Source organism: Streptococcus sp. 2022WUSS083 (assembly GCF_044427155.1).
Classification (GTDB): Bacteria; Bacillota; Bacilli; order Lactobacillales; family Streptococcaceae; genus Streptococcus; species Streptococcus hashimotonensis.
Genome location: NZ_JAOTGK010000003.1, coordinates 156,054 through 174,760, shown reverse-complemented (window position 1 = coordinate 174,760; position 18,707 = coordinate 156,054). Strand labels below are relative to the sequence as shown.

General features: G+C 40.6%; 22 protein-coding genes. 5 read left to right on the top strand and 17 right to left on the bottom strand.

Annotated elements, in window-relative coordinates; genetic code table 11:
• Window positions 1–7 precede the first annotated feature (7 nt).
• From ffh to xerS, 5 genes are all read left to right on the top strand, one after another.
• Window positions 8–1,582 (top strand): signal recognition particle protein, encoded by a 1,575-nt coding sequence (gene ffh / locus ODU41_RS04860; protein WP_398578719.1) that lies wholly within the window; start codon window positions 8–10, stop codon window positions 1,580–1,582.
• 193 nt (window positions 1,583–1,775) lie between these two features.
• Window positions 1,776–2,444, top strand: a complete 669-nt coding sequence (locus ODU41_RS04855; RefSeq protein ID WP_105179813.1) for a SatD family protein — start codon at window positions 1,776–1,778, stop codon at window positions 2,442–2,444.
• A gap of 3 nt (window positions 2,445–2,447) precedes the next feature.
• On the top strand, window positions 2,448–3,188 hold the full coding sequence (locus ODU41_RS04850; RefSeq protein ID WP_024385217.1) for a DUF3307 domain-containing protein: 741 nt from the start codon (window positions 2,448–2,450) through the stop codon (window positions 3,186–3,188).
• 65 nt (window positions 3,189–3,253) lie between these two features.
• Window positions 3,254–3,775 carry an AAA family ATPase gene (locus ODU41_RS04845; protein WP_398578718.1) on the top strand — a complete coding sequence of 174 codons (522 nt, stop codon included), beginning with the start codon at window positions 3,254–3,256 and terminating at the stop codon, window positions 3,773–3,775.
• 167 nt (window positions 3,776–3,942) lie between these two features.
• Window positions 3,943–5,013, top strand: a complete 1,071-nt coding sequence (xerS, locus tag ODU41_RS04840) for a tyrosine recombinase XerS (RefSeq protein ID WP_398578717.1) — start codon at window positions 3,943–3,945, stop codon at window positions 5,011–5,013.
• A gap of 63 nt (window positions 5,014–5,076) precedes the next feature.
• Here xerS and ODU41_RS04835 read toward each other — a convergent pair whose 3' ends face one another.
• From ODU41_RS04835 to ODU41_RS04755, 17 genes are all read right to left on the bottom strand, one after another.
• The gene (locus ODU41_RS04835) at window positions 5,077–6,585 is read right to left on the bottom strand and encodes a phosphomannomutase/phosphoglucomutase (protein ID WP_398578716.1); all 1,509 of its coding nucleotides are present in this window, start codon (window positions 6,583–6,585) and stop codon (window positions 5,077–5,079) included.
• A gap of 75 nt (window positions 6,586–6,660) precedes the next feature.
• Window positions 6,661–7,602, bottom strand: a complete 942-nt coding sequence (locus tag ODU41_RS04830; RefSeq protein WP_257384414.1) for a sensor histidine kinase — start codon at window positions 7,600–7,602, stop codon at window positions 6,661–6,663.
• On the bottom strand, window positions 7,599–8,264 hold the full coding sequence (locus tag ODU41_RS04825; RefSeq protein ID WP_170241218.1) for a response regulator transcription factor: 666 nt from the start codon (window positions 8,262–8,264) through the stop codon (window positions 7,599–7,601). The genes ODU41_RS04830 and ODU41_RS04825 overlap by 4 nt, the downstream gene beginning before the upstream one ends.
• 41 nt (window positions 8,265–8,305) lie before the next feature.
• Window positions 8,306–8,572, bottom strand: a complete 267-nt coding sequence (locus tag ODU41_RS04820; protein ID WP_024418294.1) for a type II toxin-antitoxin system RelE/ParE family toxin — start codon at window positions 8,570–8,572, stop codon at window positions 8,306–8,308.
• Window positions 8,562–8,801: a type II toxin-antitoxin system RelB family antitoxin gene (gene relB / locus ODU41_RS04815; RefSeq protein ID WP_024394016.1), complete on the bottom strand. Its 240-nt coding sequence runs from the start codon at window positions 8,799–8,801 to the stop codon at window positions 8,562–8,564. The genes ODU41_RS04820 and relB overlap by 11 nt, the downstream gene beginning before the upstream one ends.
• A 91-nt stretch (window positions 8,802–8,892) precedes the next feature.
• A complete protein-coding gene (locus ODU41_RS04810; RefSeq protein WP_398578715.1) occupies window positions 8,893–10,899 on the bottom strand; it encodes an ABC transporter permease in 2,007 nt (668 codons plus the stop codon).
• On the bottom strand, window positions 10,900–11,652 hold the full coding sequence (locus tag ODU41_RS04805) for an ABC transporter ATP-binding protein (protein WP_024410062.1): 753 nt from the start codon (window positions 11,650–11,652) through the stop codon (window positions 10,900–10,902).
• Between the two features lie 135 nt (window positions 11,653–11,787).
• A complete protein-coding gene (locus ODU41_RS04800; RefSeq protein WP_011922410.1) occupies window positions 11,788–12,522 on the bottom strand; it encodes an ABC transporter permease in 735 nt (244 codons plus the stop codon).
• 1 nt (window position 12,523) lies between these two features.
• Window positions 12,524–13,270, bottom strand: coding sequence for an ABC transporter permease (locus ODU41_RS04795; protein ID WP_011922411.1), 747 nt, complete (start codon window positions 13,268–13,270; stop codon window positions 12,524–12,526).
• Between the two features lies 1 nt (window position 13,271).
• A complete protein-coding gene (locus ODU41_RS04790) occupies window positions 13,272–14,174 on the bottom strand; it encodes an ABC transporter ATP-binding protein (RefSeq protein ID WP_011922412.1) in 903 nt (300 codons plus the stop codon).
• 8 nt (window positions 14,175–14,182) lie between these two features.
• Complete coding sequence (locus ODU41_RS04785) at window positions 14,183–14,572, bottom strand: NisI/SpaI family lantibiotic immunity lipoprotein (protein ID WP_394735542.1); 390 nt, start codon at window positions 14,570–14,572, stop codon at window positions 14,183–14,185.
• A 12-nt stretch (window positions 14,573–14,584) separates the two neighbouring features.
• Window positions 14,585–14,725 carry a hypothetical protein gene (locus ODU41_RS04780; protein WP_398578714.1) on the bottom strand — a complete coding sequence of 47 codons (141 nt, stop codon included), beginning with the start codon at window positions 14,723–14,725 and terminating at the stop codon, window positions 14,585–14,587.
• A 98-nt stretch (window positions 14,726–14,823) separates the two neighbouring features.
• Window positions 14,824–15,558: a TraX family protein gene (locus ODU41_RS04775; RefSeq protein WP_105135339.1), complete on the bottom strand. Its 735-nt coding sequence runs from the start codon at window positions 15,556–15,558 to the stop codon at window positions 14,824–14,826.
• A gap of 12 nt (window positions 15,559–15,570) precedes the next feature.
• Window positions 15,571–15,708 carry a hypothetical protein gene (locus ODU41_RS04770; protein ID WP_172015819.1) on the bottom strand — a complete coding sequence of 46 codons (138 nt, stop codon included), beginning with the start codon at window positions 15,706–15,708 and terminating at the stop codon, window positions 15,571–15,573.
• Window positions 15,709–15,846: 138 nt separating this feature from the next.
• Window positions 15,847–17,013: an acetyl-CoA carboxylase biotin carboxylase subunit family protein gene (locus tag ODU41_RS04765; RefSeq protein WP_398578713.1), complete on the bottom strand. Its 1,167-nt coding sequence runs from the start codon at window positions 17,011–17,013 to the stop codon at window positions 15,847–15,849.
• Window positions 17,014–17,033: 20 nt separating this feature from the next.
• Entirely contained in the window at window positions 17,034–17,780 is a 747-nt protein-coding gene (locus tag ODU41_RS04760; RefSeq protein WP_398578712.1) for an esterase family protein, read from the bottom strand.
• A 27-nt stretch (window positions 17,781–17,807) separates the two neighbouring features.
• Complete coding sequence (locus ODU41_RS04755; RefSeq protein ID WP_398578711.1) at window positions 17,808–18,632, bottom strand: alpha/beta hydrolase; 825 nt, start codon at window positions 18,630–18,632, stop codon at window positions 17,808–17,810.
• Between the last annotated feature and the right edge of the window lie 75 nt (window positions 18,633–18,707).

Here is an 18,707-nt window from a genome sequence, read left to right as displayed (position 1 = left end):
GAAGTATATGGCTTTTGAAAGCTTAACAGAACGTTTACAGAATGTTTTTAAAAATCTGCGTCGTAAGGGGAAAATTTCTGAGAGTGATATTCAGGAAGCAACCAAGGAAATTCGTCTGGCCTTACTAGAAGCCGACGTTGCTCTTCCAGTTGTAAAAGATTTCATCAAAAAAGTACGTGAACGTGCTATCGGTCATGAAGTCATTGAAACCCTGAACCCCGCTCAACAAATCATCAAAATCGTTGATGCAGAATTGACGGCTGTATTAGGTTCTGAAACTTCAGAAATTATCAAATCACCAAAAATTCCAACTATCATTATGATGGCTGGATTGCAGGGGGCTGGTAAAACGACCTTCACAGGTAAGTTGGCTAATAAACTCAAGCAGGAAGAAAATGCCCGTCCACTCTTGATTGCTGCCGATATTTATCGTCCAGCTGCCATTGACCAGTTGAAGACCCTTGGTCAACAAATTGATATACCTGTATTCGAGTTGGGCAATCAAGTCCCTGCCCTGGAGATTGTACGCCAAGGTTTAGAACAAGCCAAAGCTAATCATAATGACTACGTTCTGATTGATACGGCAGGTCGTTTGCAGATTGACCAAGCCCTTATGGCCGAATTGAGAGAAATCAAAGAGTTTGCTCAGCCAAACGAAATCCTCTTGGTCGTCGATGCCATGATTGGTCAGGAAGCTGCCAACGTTGCGCGTGAGTTCAATGATCAACTGGCTATTACTGGTGTGATTTTGACCAAGATTGACGGTGATACACGTGGTGGTGCAGCCTTGTCTGTCCGTCACATTACTGGTCAGCCAATCAAATTCACCGGTACTGGTGAAAAAATCACAGATATTGAAACTTTCCACCCAGACCGTATGTCCTCGCGTATTTTGGGCATGGGCGACATGCTGACCTTGATTGAAAAAGCCAGCAAAGAATATGATGAGAAGAAATCACTAGAACTCGCTGAAAAAATGCGTGAGAATACCTTTGATTTCAACGATTTCATTGATCAGCTGGACCAAGTTCAGAATATGGGACCAATGGAAGACCTGCTGAAGATGATTCCAGGTATGGCTGGTAACCCAGCCCTTGCCAACTTGAAAGTTGACGAGCGTGAAATTGCAAGAAAACGAGCTATCGTATCTTCTATGACACCAGCCGAACGAGAAAATCCTGATTTGTTGACACCGAGCCGTCGTCGTCGTATTGCTAACGGTTCTGGAAATAGCTTTGTCGAAGTCAATAAATTTATCAAGGATTTCAACCAAGCGAAAACCATGATGCAGGGTGTCATGTCAGGCGACATGAACAAAATGATGAAACAAATGGGAATCAACCCAAATAATCTCCCTAAAAACATGCCAAATATGAACGGTATGGATATGTCTGCTCTTGAAGATATGATGGGCGGTGCAGGAATGCCTGATATGAGCCAACTGATGGGAGGAGCTGGTATGCCAGACATGTCCCAAATGTTTGGAGGCGGTTTGAAAGGTAGAATCGGAGAGTTTGCTATGAAACAAGCCATGAAACGCCAAGCCAATAAAATCAAGAAAGCCAAAAAGAAGAGAAAATAATCTCTTCTTTTTTACTTTTTATTCGAAGAAATAAGATACAGCAATATAAAATAGAAGTAGCAAAGCAGAAAAAATGTTTTTTGAACTCACAAACTTTCCATTATAACGGAAATAACCAAAAATGTCCTTTTTGGTAGACAATCTTTATAATGTCCGTTATAATAGAAATATAATAGAAATCAGAGGACAAGTTATGAATTATATCGCAATAATAGGAGATATTGTCAATTCAAAACAAACTTCCAACCGCTCTAGTATTCAAGAGCGGCTAAAACAGCAGCTGAATAGAATCAATCATTCCTTCGCTCAGGACTTCGCATCGCCATTTACCATTACAAAGGGAGATGAGTTTCAAGCCTTATGCAAGCCTAACCCTTATATTTTTTTGATGATTGACCAAATCCAATTAGCCTTTCGTGATGAGGTGGAGATTCGATTTGGAATTGGTTTGGGTGAGATTCTGACAGCTATCGATCCCAAGCTAAGTATTGGAGCAGATGGTCCAGCTTATTGGGAAGCACGCAAGGCTATTGACTTCATTCATGACAACCATGACTATGGCACCAGCAAAATTGCATTTTCATCTGAATACAAGCAAATCGATCGTGTGATTAACCCCTTGCTAACTTCTAGTGATTTCATCAAAGCTGCCTGGAATCGTTCGCAAACGGATCTGTTTGAGACCTTAATCTCCAGAAAAATCTATCAAGAAGATTTCACACAAAAACCAATTGCTGAGAAAATGAAACTCAGTCAAAGCGCCTTTACCAAACGTTTGAAATCCAGCGGAATCAAACTCTACCTGCGTAATCGTCAAACTGCCATGAATTTGATTCTCCAGCTCAGTCAGAAAGAAGGATAAAGCATGTCATTTTCAGTTATTTCTAGCTATCTTATTCAACATCCAGTTTTAACCGCCTTGCTTATTGCCCACTTTTTAAGTGATTTCACCTTCCAAAGTCAAGCACTGGCGGATGCTAAAAAACTGCATTTGAAAGCTCTTTTCATGCACCTTTTCATTGTTTCTCTCCCTCTTCTTATTCTAGCCTTACTTACCCCCGTTCAAAACGGAGATTTATTTTTTCAAGTTTGGCTGAGCCATCTTGCAATTGACTATGTCAAATATTTTCTCAACAAACACCATTGGATAAAGGACTCCTGGGAAGCTGGAGCATTCCTAGCTGATCAATTGCTACATATCATCTCAATCATCATTCTTTATCACACTATCGGTGTTAATGTCGCTTCACACTCACTCTGGATTGAACCAAATTATCTCCTCCTGCAAATCCTTTTTATACTCCTAATCAGCAAACCCGTCAATATTCTTTTCAAACTCTACTTTAGCAAATATCAGGTAGCGGAAGGAGAAGAAGAGCAGACTGTCACAGGTGCAGGAGCCTTGATTGGACAATTGGAGCGCCTCATAATGGGGATTTTTCTACTTCTGGGGCAATACACAGCTATCGGACTGGTATTCACAGCAAAATCCATCGCACGCTATGATAAAATATCCAAAAGCCAAGCCTTTGCTGAATACTATTTAATTGGTTCGCTATTTAGTATCATTAGTGTCCTAGTATTGTACGTTTTACTGATTTTATAAAACAAAAAAATTTACATAATTTATTTTGTGTAAACTTTTTTTGTAAAAATAGAAAGGAATACCATATGATTATTTGGTTAAATGGCCCATTCGGTGTCGGAAAGACTACTTTAGCAAATATATTACACAAACGAATAGAAAACTCATATCTCTATGATCCCGAGTTACTAGGCGATTTCTTACAACATCAATTACCTAAGACTGTATGTCCTGAAGATTTTCAAGATTATTCCGTTTGGCGACGGAGTACTTATAAAATAGTATTTGATTTAGCGACTAAAACCGATAAGATTATTATTATTCCCATGACAATCTATAAGAAAGAATATTATCAGGAGATTACTCAGCAATTGATACAGGATAAGATTCCTTTGGAACATTATATTTTGTTAGCTGACAAAACAACCATTTTGGAACGTTTAGATAATCGAGTCAATGAAGACAACATCTGGGCCAAGAGACATCTTGATGTTTGTTTAAAAGCTTTTGAAAGTCACATTCCGGGGCAAAGGTTAAACACAGACAGTTTGAAGCCAGAAGAGGTTGCGGAGGAAATTCTAATGCTAAGTGAGTTTACCAAGAAATAATGTAGACTTTTGGGATTTTGGGTGTGAAAAAAATTTCCAGTTATCTCTCTATCTTTGGTTATATTAAAAATATCCCTACACACATCTTTCCGAAAAACTATAATTTTCTTGAAACTTATATAAGGTTATGCTATACTACTCATATAACTAAAAATCAGGAGAAATACATGCGTCGTGAGTTATTATTGGAAAAAATTGATCAACTAAAAGAAATTATGCCTTGGTATGTTCTAGAATATTATCAGTCAAAATTGGCTGTACCTTACAGTTTTACAACCTTGTACGAATATCTAAAGGAATATCGTCGATTCTTTGAGTGGTTACAAGATTCGGATTTGGTATCTGTGGAACGGATTGCTGACATTCCGTTGGATATTCTGGAACATTTGACAAAAAAAGATATGGAAGCTTTCATTCTTTATCTGCGGGAGCGTCCCTTACTGAACGCCAATACCACGCAGAATGGTGTGTCGCAGACCACCATTAACCGTACTCTGTCAGCACTTTCTAGTCTCTTCAAGTATTTAACCGAAGAAGTGGAAAATGAGCAGGGCGAACCCTACTTCTACCGCAATGTCATGAAAAAGGTATCTACTAAGAAGAAGAAGGAAACCTTGGCAGCGCGGGCTGAGAACATCAAGCAAAAGCTATTTTTGGGAGATGAAACGATGGGGTTTTTGGACTATGTAGATAAGGAATACCAGGTCAAGCTATCCAAGCGTGCCCTCTCCTCCTTCCAGAAAAACAAGGAGCGGGATTTGGCGATTCTGGCGCTTCTCTTGGCTTCTGGCGTCCGTCTGTCAGAAGCGGTGAATTTGGATCTTCGAGATGTAAACCTCAAGATGATGATGATTGAGGTAACACGTAAAGGTGGCAAGCGGGACTCGGTCAATGTGGCTGGGTTTGCTAAGCCCTATCTGGAAGCCTATATGAGCATCCGTCAGCAACGCTACAAGGCTGAAAAAACGGATACAGCCTTCTTCCTGTCCGAATACCGTGGTCTACCCAATCGTATCGATGCTTCTTCTATTGAAAAAATGGTTGCCAAGTACTCTGCGGACTTCAAGATACGCGTAACCCCCCACAAACTCCGTCATACATTGGCAACACGGCTCTACGACGCCACCAAGTCGCAAGTTCTGGTCAGTCACCAACTGGGCCATGCCAATACCCAGGTCACCGATCTCTATACCCATATCGTCAACGATGAGCAGAAAAATGCTCTTGATCAGTTGTGATGTTGCGTAAATTTAATTATGTAAACCAACAAAGGAGTAAGCTCAAACTTACTCCTTTTTCCATTAAATCAATTCTTTCAATTTTTTCTGATTGACTGCTGGGTACTGGTCCAAAAAGGCTGAGAGGGTGCGTAAAACGGCAGGAATATAGCCTATCTGGTCATTCTCCACCTGCAAGACCAAGAGTGGCTCGTGGAGGCTCATTCGGAGCAAGAACCAGCCGTCCCCATAAGGATCGGTCAGGTCAAACCGCACTCCTTCTTCGTTTTCTGGGTTAAAAGCAAAGCCTTCGAGGCTGGTTTGGCGGAGGTCAGCAATGACCTGTTCACCAAGTGCTCGATAATCTGCGGCTTCCAGTTTGAACCGCACTTCTTGGGTTTCCAGCGGTTGTTTAAGCTGGGCAATCAAGTCGTCTAAGGACTTGCCTTCCGCTTGCAGTTTGGGTAAGAGCATAAGAATCTTAGCCGCTACATAGGTCCCGTCATCGAGGAAGTAATTTTCCTTAAAGGCAGCGTGTCCTGAGGTTTCGATAGCCAACTGGCAATCAACTCCTTCTTGATTAGCTAAAATAGCACGGTTAATCACATTGCGATAGCCTGAAATATAGCGAATTTGTTTGCCACCCAGGCTTTCGATAAAGACTTTAAGGTGTTCAGTTGTTGGAGAATTAGTCACAATGCTGGTTCCTGGATGTTCAGCTAGGATAATCTGGCTAAGCACGGCAATCAGGTTATTACGGTTGAGAATTTGACCGGACTTGGTGACCAGGGCGGCACGGTCAACGTCGGTATCAAAGATAATACCAAGATCTGCACCTTGCTTCAAGACAGCCTGACGAATGCTTTCCATTGCTTCCTTGTTGTCTGGGTTTGGAATATGGTTTGGAAAGGTGCCGTCTGGGTCTAGGAATTGTGAGCCTGTGGTATCTGCTCCTAGCTCTGCCAACACTTTCTCAGCAAAGAATCCGCTCGCACCGTTTCCAGCATCGATGATGATATTAAGACCTGTCAGTGGTTTTTCTTGTCCACCACAGGCGGTACGAATTTTACCAACCAAGTCTTGGGCATAAGGCGTCATCAGGTCTGCACTGGTGATACTTCCAAGGGAAGAAGCTGGCAACTCTTCACTGTGTGCGAGGATGAAGTCAATATCTTCATGTTCTGCTCCGCCATTTTCCGAAAAAATCTTAATACCGTTGAAGTAATAGGGCAGGTGGCTGGCAGTAATCATGACACCAGCGTGGCACTTGAACTGAGGATACTGGGTGCTCATGAAGAGAGCTGGCGTGGTGGCCATGCCAAAGTCAATCAGCTGAACGCCCAGACGAACAGCTTCTTCTGTAAAGGCTGAAACCAAATCTGGACCGCTGAGGCGGCTGTCTCGACCGATACCAATCTTGAGCTGTCCTTCTTGATAGGCTTGAGCCAGTTCTGGCTTCTGAGTTAGCCAATGAATCAGGCCACGGACGATTTCCTTGGTGGCTTGTGGAGTGAGATTGACAGCATATTCGTCTGTTGCAATCGCAATACCGCGAATATCCGATCCATTTTGCAAGGCGTGATGATGGGACATAGTGACCTCCTAATTCAAACTAAATTTAGTATATCATATTTTCGAAGCGGTTTCAAAATGAAAAAAGCACAGCTTCTACTGTACTTTAGTGATGCTTACAGTTGTCCCAACTTCCAGTTGACTTTCCATGGAAATAGCTAGTTCCAACTGATTCAAGACCCGCTTGGTCAGATACAATCCAAATCCTGTCGCTTTTTGGTGTTCTCGGCCATTAAAACCTGTAAATCCCTCGTCAAACAGGCGAGGAAGGTCTTCTGCCAGAATCCCAATTCCCGTATCAGTAACGGAAATTCCCTCATTCAATTCAATGGCCACCTTACCACCATTCTTATTGTACTTGAGGGCGTTGTCAATAATCTGTGACAAGGCAAAACTAAGCCACTTTCTGTCGGTTTTCAGTAGCCAATTTCCATTGATGGTCACCGAAATGTCTTTTTGCAAGAACTGATTGCGGTATTTTTTGACCAAATCGACCACTACTTCTCTTACTTCCACCTGCTCAAATCGAAAATCGCTGGCATGGTTGGTCAGTTTGAGGTAATTGAGGAGATTGGCCATGTAATTATCCAAGCGCAAAAGCTGGTAATTGACATCCTGCTGGTTGAGATTGTCAGTCTGGCTCATCAAAGACAGGGCAGCCAGAGGCACTTTCATCTGGTGGGACCACATTTTGACCATAGCTTGCAGGTCTTCCTCTCGTGACTTATAGACCAAAAGCTGCTCCCGCGTCGACTCCTTCTCTAACTCAATCAAGTTGAGATAGGCAAGGTCCACAGGCTTATTCAGCAGGGGCAGAGCTTCTTCATGGATATAGTCTTCCAAGGCTCTCATGCGGTTGCGAAACTTCCAGAACAGGCCTACTGTAAGTAGGATGATAAGGGTTAGGGACAATAGCAGAGCGTTTTGCAAGAATTCGGTGGGCAGTTGATAGAGAAAGAAAAGCAAGATAAAACTAGTAGCCAGAACAATGTAGGAGAAGTAAAAACTCCGGTATTCGCGGATAAATTTTGCTATCATTTGACCAAGTACCCCACGCCACGAACAGTATGAATACGTTCAAAACCGACCTCGCTCACCTTCTTACGCAATCTGGTCATGTTGACATTGAGTGTATTCTGGTCAATAAATTCTTCATTTTCCCAGAGTTTTTCCAAGAGTTCATCCTTGCTGACAATCTGCCCTTGTCGTTCTAGTAAAGCTGATAAAATCTTGGTTTCCGTAGGAGACAATTGAACCTGTTCCGATTCGTTTGAAAATCGCCCGTCCAAACTAAGTTGAAACTGGTCAATAGACAAATCGCTCGATTTGCTGAATTGATTAACCCGACGCAGAAAGGCACCGATTTTGGCATCCAAAATCCCCAGAGAAAACGGCTTAGACACAAAATCATCACCACCCATGTTCATAGCCATAACCGCATTCATCTCATCATCGCTAGAGGAGATAAAGATAATGGGCATGGTCATGGTTTTACGGATTTCTGTCGTCCAGTAAAAGCCGTTGTAATAAGGCAGGCTAATGTCCATCAGCACCAAGTCTGGTTTAATTTCAGCAACTTCCTGACTGACAGCTCGGAAATTCTGCACACTTTCTACCTGATAAGATTTGCCCAGATGCTGCTTCAAGAGCTGGACAATCATCTCATCATCTTCAACAATATAAATCTTCTCTTTTTTCATCTTCTTCATTCTGCAAAAGCCAGGACACAGGTCTTGGCTTTTTATTTATATACTTCTTTTCGATGCCCGACTTCAAGGGCTGTTACGATCAATTTATCATCCTCAATGCTGACGATGACCCGATAATTGCCAATACGGTACCGCCATTGGCCAGAACGATTGGCAGTCAAAGCTTTTCCGTATTGTCTGGGGTTGTCACACCCGTCAATATGCTTATAAAGATACCGCAAAATCAAACTTGCAGCAGTTTTATCCAACTTTCGAATTTGCTTTTGGGCCTTAGCAGACAAAATAACCTTATAACTCAATGCCCAACTCCTCAGCCATTTGTTCTAATGTTATCGGCTCAATGCCGTTCGCCAAGTCTGCCTCGTATTCAGCTAGAGCGATATCTGCCACACGCGCATCGTACTCATCTTCAAGGGCTTCAAGGGTTTTGGTCCGAATGAGTTCTGACAAACTCACACCTTCAAACTTTGCCATAGCCTGCATAAAGAGCTTGTCCTGCTCAGAAACTTTCAATGTAATAGCTGCCATTTTCTCACCTCTTCTGTTATTCCTTTGGTATTACCATTGTAACACCATTTCCCTGAAAATGCAAGAAATCTCGCACAAGGCGAGACTTCTTCTACCGTTCAATAATGCGGTAATAGGTGCGACTAGTCCACTTGTAAATGACAAAGTAAATCAGAGCGACTGCCAGTAGGGTAATTCCGCTGACGGTATAAATCATAAGCGAAGAGGTGACACCAAGGGTCAATAGCATTTGCTTAAGCATAACAAGAGAAATCACGAAATGCAAGGTCGCCATAGCTAGTGGCATAAAGAAGACCGTAAGTGTTTGCGAGTTAATGGTCTTTTTGACTGCTGTTGCACTCATGCCCACTTCTTGTAGAATCTTGTAGGATTTCTTGTCCTCATGCCCTTCCGAATACTGCTTGTAGTAGATAATCAAGGCTGCACCCAGTAGGAAACTAATTCCCAGCAAGAAACCTGTAAAGAGGAAACCGCCTCTAAAGCCCATCAGTAAATTGTTGAAATCGGATTTTTGCATAGCATATCCTAGGAATTCTCCGTTTGCATCGTTGATATTATAAGAGTCCCCAGTTTGCTCACCAATTGAAGTAACCTCTTCATCAGTCAAGTCGGTAAAGACACGGTAGTCCAGGCTAACCTGATAGCCTTGCGGATTATTGGACTCATAATACTCACGAACAGTATTCAATACAGTGTCATCACTGACTACCATAACGGCAGCATTGAGCGTATTGGTGATGTCTGGGAAAATAGCCTGGTCAAGATTGGCTACATTCTCAAAGGTATGATCGCCCAAAACAAGCTTCTTCAGCAATGGTTTTTCACTCGGACGCATAAAGGCAACTTGATTGGCAGCCAGCTCTGGCAGGTCATTGCCCAACTTCCTGAAATCATCTTGGGTGATGAAGTAGGTAAAGGCCATCTTGCTAAAGTTTGGATTGGCAATAGTCTCTGGACTAATGACAATCTCTTTATTGGCAATAGTCTCTGGACTAATGACAATCTCTTTCCCACCATCATAGACCAGACCAGCTTGGTAGGTCAGGTAGGACAGACTATCTTCCGCTTTTTCTGGAAAATGGCTGAGCACCGATTGCTGATAGGCACTTTCACCCTGACTTCTATCCGCAACTTTGTAGGTAATAGATGTTTCCTTTGGATAAAGACCACTTGTCATGCTTGACATGCCAGTATAAAGTGAAGTCGTTGTTGCAATGGTCACAAAGGCCATGACCGCAAGTAGCGTAATATTAGCCAAACCCTTTGCGTGCTGCTTCATCCGAAAAATCATCTGCGAAGTCGTAATGAAATGCTCTGGCGTATAGAAATACCGCTTGTTTTTTCGACGAGCCTTCAAATACCAAGTCATAAAGCTGATGTAGAACAGATAGGTCCCCGCAATAACAAAGAGCACAGCGATAAAGAACCGAAAGATAAGAGCTACACCTTCTGCTTTAGATGAAAGTGATAGGTAGTATCCAATACCCAGTCCCACTACACCAAGAGCAGCTAGAAGAACATTGCCTTTTGGCTCCTTCTCCCCTTTCTCACTAGCTCGGAACAAAATCAGCGGACTGGTCTTACCAATGGTCCGAATGGCTAGCAATTCCAAGAGAAAGAAGATACCAGCAAAGAGAAAGGCGGTCATGACAAAGGCCAAAGGGGCTATTCCAAAATGCAAATCACTATAATGTGTTATATTGACAAAAATCAAGTAGAGAACATTTGCAAACACACCAGCTAAGACAGAACCAAGAACCACAACCAGTAAGAATATCATCATCAATTCTAGGCTGGCTATCAAGGCTACTTTTTTCTTGTTCATCCCCAGCATGTTATAGAGACCAAATTCCCTCGCCCGTTGTTGCATAAGGAAATTAAAGCTGTATATTTCCATAATCAGTGAGAAAATGGTCAGAACAACAACACCAAGACCGATAGAAATGGCACCTGAGCCCATGGTCTTCATAACTGGACTCAGCATGAGCAAGAACATAGAACAAATCAAGGTAAAGAGGACCAGACTGGCTAAAACAAAGGGAGCAAAAACACCCATGGATTTTCGGATATTTTGCCCAGCAAGTTTGAGGTAAAACATCTACTCACCCCCTAAAAGTGCAGACATATTGAGCGAAATTTCCTTGGCAAAGTCTTGATTGCTCTTGCCTGCCTTGTATAGTTGATGGAAAATGCGACCGTCCTTGATAAAGAGAACCCGTTTGGCATGGCTGGCTGCGTTGGCTGAGTGGGTCACCATGAGAATGGTTTGTCCATCTAGGTTGATGTCCTCAAACAAATTCAGCAAGTCTTCCGAATTGCGGTAATCTAGGGCAGCTGTCGGTTCGTCCGCTAGGACAATCTGTGGCTGGGTAATCAAACTACGAGCAATGGCCACGCGCTGCTTTTGTCCACCAGAAAGTTCAAAGGGACGTTTTTTCAGCAAATCTTGAATGCGTAATTTTGGAGCTAAAGCTTTCAAACGTTTTTCCATTTCCTCATGGCTGGTACGTGCCAATACCAGAGGTAAAAAGATATTGTCTTGGATGGACAGGGTGTCCAAGAGATTAAAATCTTGGAAGACAAAGCCAAGATTACGCAAGCGAAAATCGGCCAGCTCGCTCTCCTTGATTTTGGTAATATCTTGATTGTTCAAAAGAACAGAGCCACGAGTTGGCTTGTCCAAGGTTGCTAGAATATTGAGCAAAGTCGTCTTACCTGAACCACTTTCCCCCATGATAGCGATAAACTCGCCCTCTTCTACCTTAAAATCCACATCTTGCAAGGCACGAGTTTCCTCTTTTGAAAAGCGCGTACGGTAAACTTTTTCTAAATGATTGATTTCTAATAACATACAAACTCCTAATTGTTTTCTTTAGCAAAATTAACTTGATTTAGTATAGCTAATTTTCTTTGGTACTAAATCCCATGAAATTGAGTTTCTAATTATCAGCTTTATAAAAGAAATACATGAAATTGTAAAAGGTTTTTATTTACTATTTTCCAAATTCTTGATAGTTAACTGATAAAAAATAAAACTAAACACAATATTCACTGTAATAAATAAGATAAACTCTAAAAATGTCATATCTTGCAATGCCCTACTCCGTAATCCAATCATCGGTTGAGAGTAAGGGAAAAATTTCGTAAAACTTTCATTGATAAAAATTAATACAAAATTAAGCATACTACCAATGGTAGCAACACCGACTCCCTTACTGAAATTTCGAGTTTTTACAGTGATATAGGATTGGAGTGTAATAATTGGAAAGGAAGACAAAAGCGATAAAGCAATCCATTTAACATGTGTGGCTAAACTAAGGTCAAATGAAATGCCGTCAATTTTTGCCGCAACTATAAAAATCAGCAGCAATAAGAGTTGAATTGGAAGAATAAGAAGAAAACTGCTCATTAATTTTCCTAAATATAATTTCCTCATAGAAACTTGATTAGCCTTTAGCATGTCAAGAGTTTTTCGCTCAAATTCAGGAACTAATAAGAGACCTGCAATAATGGCTAACATAGGAGGATAAAGTAAGGTACTATTGTAAAAGGTCAGTTGTCCCCACAGAACCAAAGATTGAGTTCCGTCGATTAAAACATCACGATTAGCAAAATAGATACCCAATCCTATCATACTAGAGAAACTCAAAAAGGCAATCCCAATGACTAATAATTGAATTTTCCTTGTTTTTGTCCACTCAGCTAAGAAGTAATCTTTCATCTTAGTTCCCTTTCTTTCTTAATATTAGAACCGCCAAAAGGTAGAGTATCAAGCAGTAAATGGCATAACAGACGATTTTCTCAAGCAACTGACTATCTAAATTATAGGTAATTGTGCCGTCACCCAGAAATTGATATTTATAAGGCGCAAGACTTCCTGAACCAGTGATTGGGTTAAGTAAACTGGTAAAACCATAACTTTTTGGGTTTAAGATAATTCCTAGAAAACCACCTAAAAGTCCTAGTGCTAGCAGAATCCCCTGCTTTTCAAGAATCATGGCCAAGGTCAGATAAAGACAAATCAATGAAAATATTGCAAGTATCTGCCCAATAAACTGAATACCAATAATCTGCAAAGAAATAGAGATTCCTGCCTGTGTTCCGAAAAGATAAATAATCATAATTTCGATAGCAGACATAATAACAAAGGAAACCAGCATAAAAAAGAATTTATCACGAAAAATGGCTGTTAGGCTTTGACCATTAGCTATTTGTAGTTTAAAGGTCTGCCCTTCATGTTCATTCCCTACAATTCGACTAGCAAACACACAAACTGCAATCGGGAACATAAGTAGATTGACATTCTGATTACTAAACAAGGTTCCAGCCATTCTTAACTCTGGATGTGAAGAGAAAGCAGAGATAAAAGTTGCAATATTCCAAAGTGTGGCAACCAACATCAAAATAATGACAATTGAAATAGATTTTGTTCGTCTACTTTTTAGCCATTCAATGTAAACACCATTCATCTTACGCCTCCTTTGTTAGATTTAGGAAAATATCTTCAAGAGTTTCACTTTCTCTAACCACTCGGAATATTCGGTATCCATTTTCTATTAAATAGCTCACCAGATCTGCTAACCGATCGTTATCCAAATCCCTTAAAGTTACTTGACTTTCGGATGCACTCAAAATTTCTACCGTTCCAAGTTCAACTAAGGTCTGAACAATATTTTTCTGTGAAAAATCACCGCCAATTTCAATCCAAGTATTTGACTTAATAGCTTCAATTTCTCCCTCATAGACAAGACGACCATGATTGATAATCCCAACTCGATCTGCAATGTGTTCAATTTCCGGAAGAATGTGACTGGAAATAAAGACAGTCAGACCTTTTTCTTTGGCTAATTGAACAATTAATTCACGAATTTCATGAATACCAGCTGGATCAAGACCATTTGTGGGCTCATCTAATAATAAGATTTTCGGCTTTTTCACTAAAGCAAATGCTAAGGCAAGTCGCTGTTTCATACCAAGAGAATAGGCCTTAACTAATTTTTTTCGATTTTTTTCATCAGCTAATCCAACGAGCTCCAATGTTGGCCGGATATTATTTTTATCAAATCCCACCATTTTTTGAAACACTAATAAATTTTCATATCCAGTTAAATTAGGATAATAGGACGGTTCTTCTATCATAGATCCAATCTGATTTAGGTATTTTTTGTCATTTCGAATGTCTTTTTTATTAATAAAAATTTCACCTGAAGTCGGAGTGACAAGTGATAGAATCATTTTCATCGTAGTTGTCTTACCTGCACCATTTGGTCCAAGAAAGCCGTAGATTTCTCCTTCTCGTACAGTAATCTTTTCAATATCAACAGTGGTAACGTCTTTGTAAACTTTTTTTAAATGATTGATTTCTAATAACATATAAACTCCTAATTGATTTCTTGAGTAAAATCAACATTCTCAAGTACACTTTGATAGTCGATTCGGTCTGATTCAGCAACATTTTCTTCTAAATCTACCTTATAGTAACCATCCTGGACACCGATGGCCCATTCCTTGTTAGTGGTTACATAGAGAGTATTCAAGGATACCGTCTTTTTCACTGCCCCTTCTTCTTTGACAACAGGCCATTCCATAAACTGAACTTCTGTTCCTTGAATACTATCTTCGGCAACTTCCTGTTTGCTAACGGCATAGTCTTTTCCTTTGTAATGAAAGGTCTGATAGCCCTCATCAAAGCTAAGGCTTGCTGAAGAGGAAGAACAAGCAGTTAGCATTATACTGCCCAAAGCCAGCAAGCCAAATGCTTTCTTTTTCATAGTTTCCTCCCTCTAGTATGCCATAAATCGCATACTTTGCAAATCATGGGCGAGCTCCTCTAAAAATTCTGCTTGTTCCATGAGTTCAGCCTTTTCTTTTTCTGAGAATACCACCTCTTCCATTTTCTTTGCTTGTAAAAATTTAAATGACATATAATTTCCTTCTTTCTCTTTCTTATGAGTCTATTATAGAAAATATTCCTCCTGTGCTCTCTTACAATTCTGATTAAAAAACTTACAAGATTGTAAGGTTAGATAAAGTAGGCAATGGTTGCCAGTAGCCACAAGTGTAGCGGATAGAAAATGTAAAAGAAATAGCGTGAAAATGCTGTCCGGGGCCCTGCTTGTCCATTATAATGACTTAGAATTGGCAAGACCAAGATAAATAACCAGTCAGCATTGTAGAGCATCATCTGGACAGTCATTTCAATACTTTCATAAGGCTGATAGGACAAAAATAGCAAGAATAGGGCAAATAACCCGTAGAACAAGTTGCGTTTGAATAGTGACTTACGACCTAAATAGGTGATGAGGATGAAGGGCAAGACCACATAGCCACCTTCTGTTAAAAAGGCACCTAAGATGGTCAACAGTCCAACCGATAGGACTTGAAGGATTTGTTGCTTTCTAGTGTGTTCAGCAAAATTTCTAAGACAAACCAACATGGTTAGACCAACAGCTAATGTCAAAAAGATATTGTTACCGATGTAAATATCTTTTGATTGGTAAAGACTGTTTATCAAAACATTTCCAGTGGCCATCAGCCCTGCTGCACCATATAGTCGCAAAAGATAGTTTTTGACATTTCTCGTATGAAGATAGCCTTCAACCAACATGTAGGCAAAGAAGACTGCGACGCATCGAGTGACCATGTGAAAGACCATACTAAGTTGGTCTGGGATAAAATCTGGTATGATTTTCAGATGATCCAAAACCATTATGCCAGCCATAGCGAGTTTCAGTTGATATGCATTGTACGATTTCACCACTTAAACCTCCTAGTACATCCAGTTACGTTGAAAGAGTTCGTGTTCTAATTCGAATAGTAATTCAGCTTGTTTTTCCTGTTTTTCTTGTCGTTTACTTTCTTGTGTTTTACCAAAAATGTGTTTTGCTTGTAAAAATTTGAATGACATAAACTTTCCTTCTCTCTGTTTCTTATGAGTCTATTATAGAAAATAGTTCTGCCTTGTTCCCTTACAGTTCTGACGCAAAAACTTACAAGATTGTAAGAAAAGAAAAAAGACACCATTTCTGGCATCTTTCAATTCATTCTATTTTGTTAAACCAATGTAGGCAATCATTTCATCCAACTCTTCCTTGCTCTCTGTCACAAGGAGGTAGGCATCATTTCCTTGCAATTCTGCAAAGGCATCTGGCATGCGTTTGACGGTTTTAATCTTACCAGCGAATTTCTGATGAATGTCATCTGCAGAGTGAACATAGTCAGTTGTATCACGACGAGTTGCTACCAAGCAGTATTGTGGTTCAAATCTACGTTCCTCAACTGTACCACCTGTTGCAACATTGGCATAATCACGGAAAAGATCAATGGAATGGGCGTAGTTATAGGCTTCAACTGTGAAACCACCTGCCATACGGTTATTGTATTCAATGGCGATATAATCGTCACCTTCCTTGAAAAATTCAATATGGAAAAAACGCTCTCTCATACCAAAAGCCTTGATAATAGCTCTGCCATATTCCACCAACTTAGGATCTAGTTCTTTTTCGATAAAGTAGGCATTGTCCTTCTTGGTTTGCATCAATTCAAATGGAGTATGAACATAGGTTAAGCCTGTTTCAAAAACAACATTGCCTTCGTGGTCCAGCAAGCCATCATAGGTAGTAATAATGCTTGAATTGACAAATTTTTCTAAGAAATAGATGGTGCTTCTATCCCAAGTGTCAACAAATCGATCAAAATCTTCTTTATTTTCGATTTTGAAAGTTCCAGATGCACCGACACCATTGTCAGGTTTGGCAATCATGGGGAACCCAACATTCTTCAAAGCTCTACCAAAGTCACGTTCTGTTTTGACAACAACACCAGGAACGACTGGAACTCCAGCTTTTTTGAAATATTTTTTCATCTCTGACTTAAATTTAGTCTTTTTCAGGTGTTTTGGTTTGGCTCCAAAGATATTAAATTGTTCACGGAGGGCCGCATCATTTTCCAACCAATGCTCATTGTGGGATTCTACACGGTCAATTGGTCCATGTTTGTAAATCAAGAAGGCCGCTGCACGCTTGACTTCATCGATATTTTCCAAATCTTCCACACGGAAATATTCTGTTAAGGCATTTCGAAGTTCTTCTGGTAATTGATCGTAGGGCTCTTGTCCAATACCTAGAACGGTAACTCCTTCTTTTTTAGCCAATTCAATGGTAAATGGTTGAAAATTTTCTGGATAAAAGGGGGAAATAACGAGATAATTCATAGGCAGTCCTTTCTAATTTTTTAAAGTCCGATGGAGTGAAGGAAGAAAGGCATTTGTTTTCTCCACCAAACCCAATCATGCGCCACATCCGTACCCCAGGTATCGAACCAAGCTGGGATATTTTTCTCTTCAAAGGCACGCTTGAGCTTGTAAAATGAATCCAATCCATCTTGCTCCCAATCGCCCAAACCTGTGCAGACAATGATATCTGCTTGGCGGTATTTATCAATAAACCAGCCATCGTTTTGGTTCCAGATGTAGTCTGCTGGTGAATTTTGATAAACAGCATCATCATGACCATAGTCATGGTTATTATTAAAGAAACGAGCATCATAGATACCTGAAAGGGCGATGACTTTTGTAAATACATCTGGATGCTGGAGGAAGAAGTTCAGCGCGTGGTAGGCCCCCATTGAGCAACCAGTTGTCATCATACCATCAAACCAGCCAGTTTTATGTTTAATAAATGGAATCGCTTCTTCAATCACATAGCGTTCATAGGCGCGGTGAGCTTCAGCTTTATCATGAATAGACTTCCAGTCCGCCAACCAGCTTTCCTTATCGTGACTGGTTAGGGTGAAAAATTGAACATGACCAGCCTCGATAGAGCCACGACAAGCTTCAATCATTCCAAAATCTGCGTATTCATTGTACGAACCGCCTGATGAAGCGAAAACAACCACAGGAATACCTGCGTGACCATATCGGTTGACATTCATTTCACGACCGAGATTACCTGACCAGTGACTTAAAAATTCTACGTGCATCTTTTTTCTCCTAACTAATTCTTTACATTACCATTTTTCGCTTAAAAAGCGCAAGCAATCTGGCAAATAAGCTGCCCAAGCTTCCTCATTATGAATGGCACCGGAAACAACTTCCAAGGCAATATTGTCCAAATCAACCCCACCTGCTATCAATTGACGATAGTATGTCAGTGAAGAGTTGATATAGGATTGTTTGATATTTCCTGCCATCAAGGTTTTATCTGTATCATCTGCTTCTTCTGTCCCAACGTAAATATAAACACGTTGGTCCTTATCCAAGGCTTGACGCTCAATATAGCGGTCAAAAGCATCTTGATGGAGCCAGTTAGCTGATGAAAATACTCCTAGACAGCCAATTTGGTCCTGATAGGCTAGCCCCATAAACTGAGTGATGTTGCCACCAAGTGACGAGCCAATCATGGCTGTGTGGGCCTTGTCAGACTTAGTACGGTATTCTTGATCGATAAAGGGCTTCAGCACATCCATGACAAATTCGGCATACAAGGTTCCCTTACCACCGAACTGCACCCCAGGAATCCCCATCTCACTAAACTTCCAAGCAGCGTATTCATGCATGCGATCAGCACCATCGTTATCAATAGCCACTACGATCATTTTTGCAATGTCTGGATTACGCTTAATAGTTGGGATGACTTTCCATGAATGACCTGAAAAAGCTTCCTTACTGTAGAGTACATTTTGCCCATCGTGGAAATAAACAACGGGATAGGTCTCTTCTGTATTTTCAGCATATCCTTTCGGCAATAAAACACGGACACGGCGTTTTCTAGCAGTAAAGGGCACTTCCAATTCGTGCGTTTTCATATCTAGATAAAAGTAGGATTTGTTCATAGACATCTCTTTCTAAACAGCGTTTTTAGTATTATACCACAGATTTTCTGAAATATTCAGAAAATTTAGTTTTTT